General features: G+C 69.5%; 3 protein-coding genes. All 3 read left to right on the top strand.

Going from position 1 to position 3,372, the window contains the following annotated elements; all coding sequences use genetic code 11:
* Nucleotides 1–661: SDR family NAD(P)-dependent oxidoreductase (locus tag G6019_RS15665; RefSeq protein ID WP_182627998.1), on the top strand; the 661-nt coding region annotated here is incomplete at its 5' end.
* A 63-nt stretch (nt 662–724) separates the two neighbouring features.
* Nucleotides 725–1,930 (top strand): acyl-CoA dehydrogenase family protein, encoded by a 1,206-nt coding sequence (locus G6019_RS15660; protein WP_107756808.1) that lies wholly within the window; start codon nt 725–727, stop codon nt 1,928–1,930.
* A 52-nt stretch (nt 1,931–1,982) separates the two neighbouring features.
* A complete protein-coding gene (locus G6019_RS15655; protein WP_107756807.1) occupies nt 1,983–3,125 on the top strand; it encodes a thiolase family protein in 1,143 nt (380 codons plus the stop codon).
* The last annotated feature ends 247 nt before the right edge of the window (nt 3,126–3,372 follow it).

Here is a 3,372-nt window from a genome sequence, read left to right as displayed (position 1 = left end):
CGGCGCCACCGTCGTCCTGGCCGCCCGCCGGCGCGAGCGACTGGAGGCTCTCGCAGAGGAGCTCCGCGCGGCCGGTGGTGCGGCGTCGACGGTGGCGTGTGACGTCGCGGACCCCGAGTCGTGCGTCGCGATGGTCCGGTCTGCCGTGGAATCCCACGGGCGGATCGACATCCTGGTCAACAACGCCGGAGTCGGTACCGCGGTGCCCGCGCTCAAGGAGACACCCGAGCAGTTCCGGGGTGTGGTGGACGTGAACCTCCACGGCGCCTACTGGGCGGCCAAGGAGTGCGCGGCCGTCATGGAGCCGGGGTCGAGCATCGTCAACGTGGCCAGCGTCCTCGGACTGACCGCGGGATTCGCCCCGCAGGCCGCCTACTCCGCCTCGAAGGCCGCCGTCCTGGGGCTGACCCGGGACCTCGCGGCGCAGTGGGGGAGCCGGCGGGGGATCCGCGTCAACGCGCTCGCCCCAGGGTACTTCGCCTCGGAGATGACCGACGAGATCCCGGAGTCGATGCTCGCCGACATCACGGGGCGCACGATCTTCGGACGGTTGGGCCTGCAACCGGAGCTCGACTCCGCCCTTCTGTTCCTCGCCTCCGACGCCTCGTCGTTCGTCACCGGGTCGACTCTCACCGTCGACGGCGGCATGACCCTTCACTAGGAGGCGTGCCCTTTCACCAGGCGGCATGCCCCACAACACACCCCAGATCCAGGAGAGAGCACCATGGAATTCGCCCCCAGTCAGCGCAGCGTCGAGCTGCAGGAGAACATGTGGGAGTTCATGCGCGAGCATGTCTTCCCCGCCGAACCGGTATGGGCCGAGTACCTCCGCACCCACGGCGACCACGAGCACCCGCCCGTCATGGAGGACCTCAAGGCGGAGGCGCGCCGGCGGGGGCTGTGGAACCTCTTCCTGCCCGAGTGGTCCGGCATCTCCAATCTCGAGTTCGCCGCGGTCTCGGAGATCTCGGGCTGGTCGCCGGTGATCGCCCCGGAGGCCATCAACTCGCAGGCCCCCGACACGGGGAACATGGAGACCTTCCACCTGTTCGGGACCGACGAGCAGAAGGCGGCCTACCTCGAGCCGCTCAAGGAGGGCACGATCCGCTCGGCCTATGCCATGACCGAGCCGGACGTCGCCTCCTCGGACGCGACGAACGTCCAGACCGTCATCCGCCGCGAGGGTGACGAGTACGTGATCAACGGCCGCAAGTGGTGGATCACGGGAGTGGCGGACGAGCGATGCGAGATCTTCATCGTCATGGGCAAGACGGACTCCTCCGCCGAGACGCACCGTCAGCAGTCCATGGTGCTGGTGCCGCGGGGTACCCCGGGGCTGACCATCGAGCGAAACCTGCCGCTGTTCGGCTACCAGGACCAGCACGGCCACTGCGAGCTGGTCTTCTCGGACGTCCGCGTGCCGACGTCGAACCTGCTCGGCGAGGAGGGGGCCGGGTTCGCGATCGCCCAGGCGCGCCTCGGCCCGGGCCGGATCCACCACGCCATGCGTGCCATCGGGATGGCAGAGCGGGCGTTGGCCCTCATGGTCGACCGCGCCAAGTCCCGCCACGCCTTCGGCGGGTACCTGTCGGAACAGGGCGTAGTGCAGGAGCACATCGCCAACTCCCGCATCGAGATCGACCAGGCCCGCCTCCAGGTCCAGCACTGTGCCTGGATGATCGACACCGTCGGGGCCAAGGAGGCCCGGTTCGAGATCTCCGCCATCAAGGTGATCGCGCCACAGGTCGCCTGCACCGTGATCGACCGGGCGATCGAGATCTTCGGCGGGGCGGGGGTGTCCGACGACACGCCACTGGCGTACTTCTACGCCTGGGCGCGGGCCCTGAGGATCGTGGACGGGCCGGACGCCGTGCACCGCCGCACCATCGCGCGCGGCGAACTCCGGCGTACGCCGCCGTTCATCGGGTAACACTAGGAGTTTCCACCAGTTCCAGGTGGACCGAGTTGGAGGAATGCGGGATATGGGAGCAGTAATCGTCGAGGCCGTGCGCAGCGCGGTCGGCAAACGCAACGGTGGTCTGGCCGGCGTGCATCCGGCCGATCTGTCGGGCACGGTCCTGAACGCTCTGGTCGAGCGCGCCGGAATCGACCCCGGGGTCGTGGAGGACGTGATCTGGGGGTGCGTGACCCAGGCCGGTGAGCAGACCGGGGACATCGCACGCACAGCGGTTCTCTCGGCCGGCTGGCCCGAGACCGTCACGGGTGTGACCGTCGACCGCCAGTGCGGGTCGTCTCAACAGGCGCTGAGCTTCGCCGTCGCGGTCGTCGAGTCCGGCTACCACGACGTGGTGGTGGCCGGCGGTGTCGAATCCATGACCCGTCAGCCGATGGGCAGCTCCATCACCGGCGAGGGGATCCCGTACGGGCAGGACTTCCTCGATCGCTACGACGGCACCATGCCCAACCAGGGTGTCGGCGCCGAGATGATCGCCGAGCGATGGGGCCTGTCCCGCACGCAGCTCGACGAGTTCGCCGTGGCCTCGCACGAGAAGGCCGCTGCCGCCCAGGACGCCGGGTTCTTCGCCGGACACATCGTCCCGGTGACCACCCCGGACGGGGTCTTCGACGCCGATCAGGGAATCCGCCGGGGGAGCACGGTCGAGGGGTTGGCGGGGCTCAAGACCCCGTTCAAGTCCGACGGTGTGATCCACGCCGGCAACGCCTCGCAGATCTCGGACGGCTCCGCGGCGATCCTCGTCATGAGCGAGGAGGCCGCCGCCAGGTACGGCTGCACCCCGATCGCCCGGGTCCACACCGCCACTCTGGCGGGGGACGATCCGGTCATCATGCTCACGGCACCGATCCCGGCCACGGCCAAGGCTCTCGAGCGTTCCGGCCTGACCGTCGACGACATCGGTGTGTTCGAGGTCAACGAGGCCTTCGCCTCGGTCCCGATGGCGTGGCTCGCCGAGACCGGCGCCGACCCGGCCAGGCTCAACCCCAACGGTGGCGCGATCGCCCTCGGCCACCCGCTCGGCGGCTCCGGGGCCCGGATCTTCGCCGACCTCGTCCATCACATGAAGAACGAGGGCATCAAGTACGGCCTGCAGACGATGTGCGAGGGCGGTGGACAGGCCAACGCCACGATCATCGAGCTACTCTGACGGCCCTCGCATCACCAGCCGGCCCAAGCGTCCCCAGTAGGCCCTCACATCACGAGTCGGCGTGCATCCGCGGTCGGCGTGCAACTGCGGTCGGCGAGCATCCGCGCGAGCGGCTGACCGGGGACTCGCAGCCGCCCCCCGCGATGAACTCCAGCCTGCGCATCTGCGCACGCCAGACGCCATCGTCGGGGGCGGCTGCGCTGTGGGCGTACTCTCGCGCGTGCGGATGCCCGGCGAGGGGGCGTCG

The organism is Dietzia sp. DQ12-76, from assembly GCF_014145045.1.
Lineage (GTDB): Bacteria > Actinomycetota > Actinomycetes > Mycobacteriales > Mycobacteriaceae > Dietzia.
The sequence above is the reverse complement of the archived record's forward strand: the minus strand, read 5'-3'. Positions and strand labels throughout refer to the sequence as shown.

Coding starts and splice junctions, on each gene's coding strand:
- G6019_RS15660 (WP_107756808.1), top strand. CDS start 725: ATGGAATTCGCCCCCAGTCAGCGCAGCGTCGAGCTGCAGGAGAACATG.
- G6019_RS15655 (WP_107756807.1), top strand. CDS start 1,983: ATGGGAGCAGTAATCGTCGAGGCCGTGCGCAGCGCGGTCGGCAAACGC.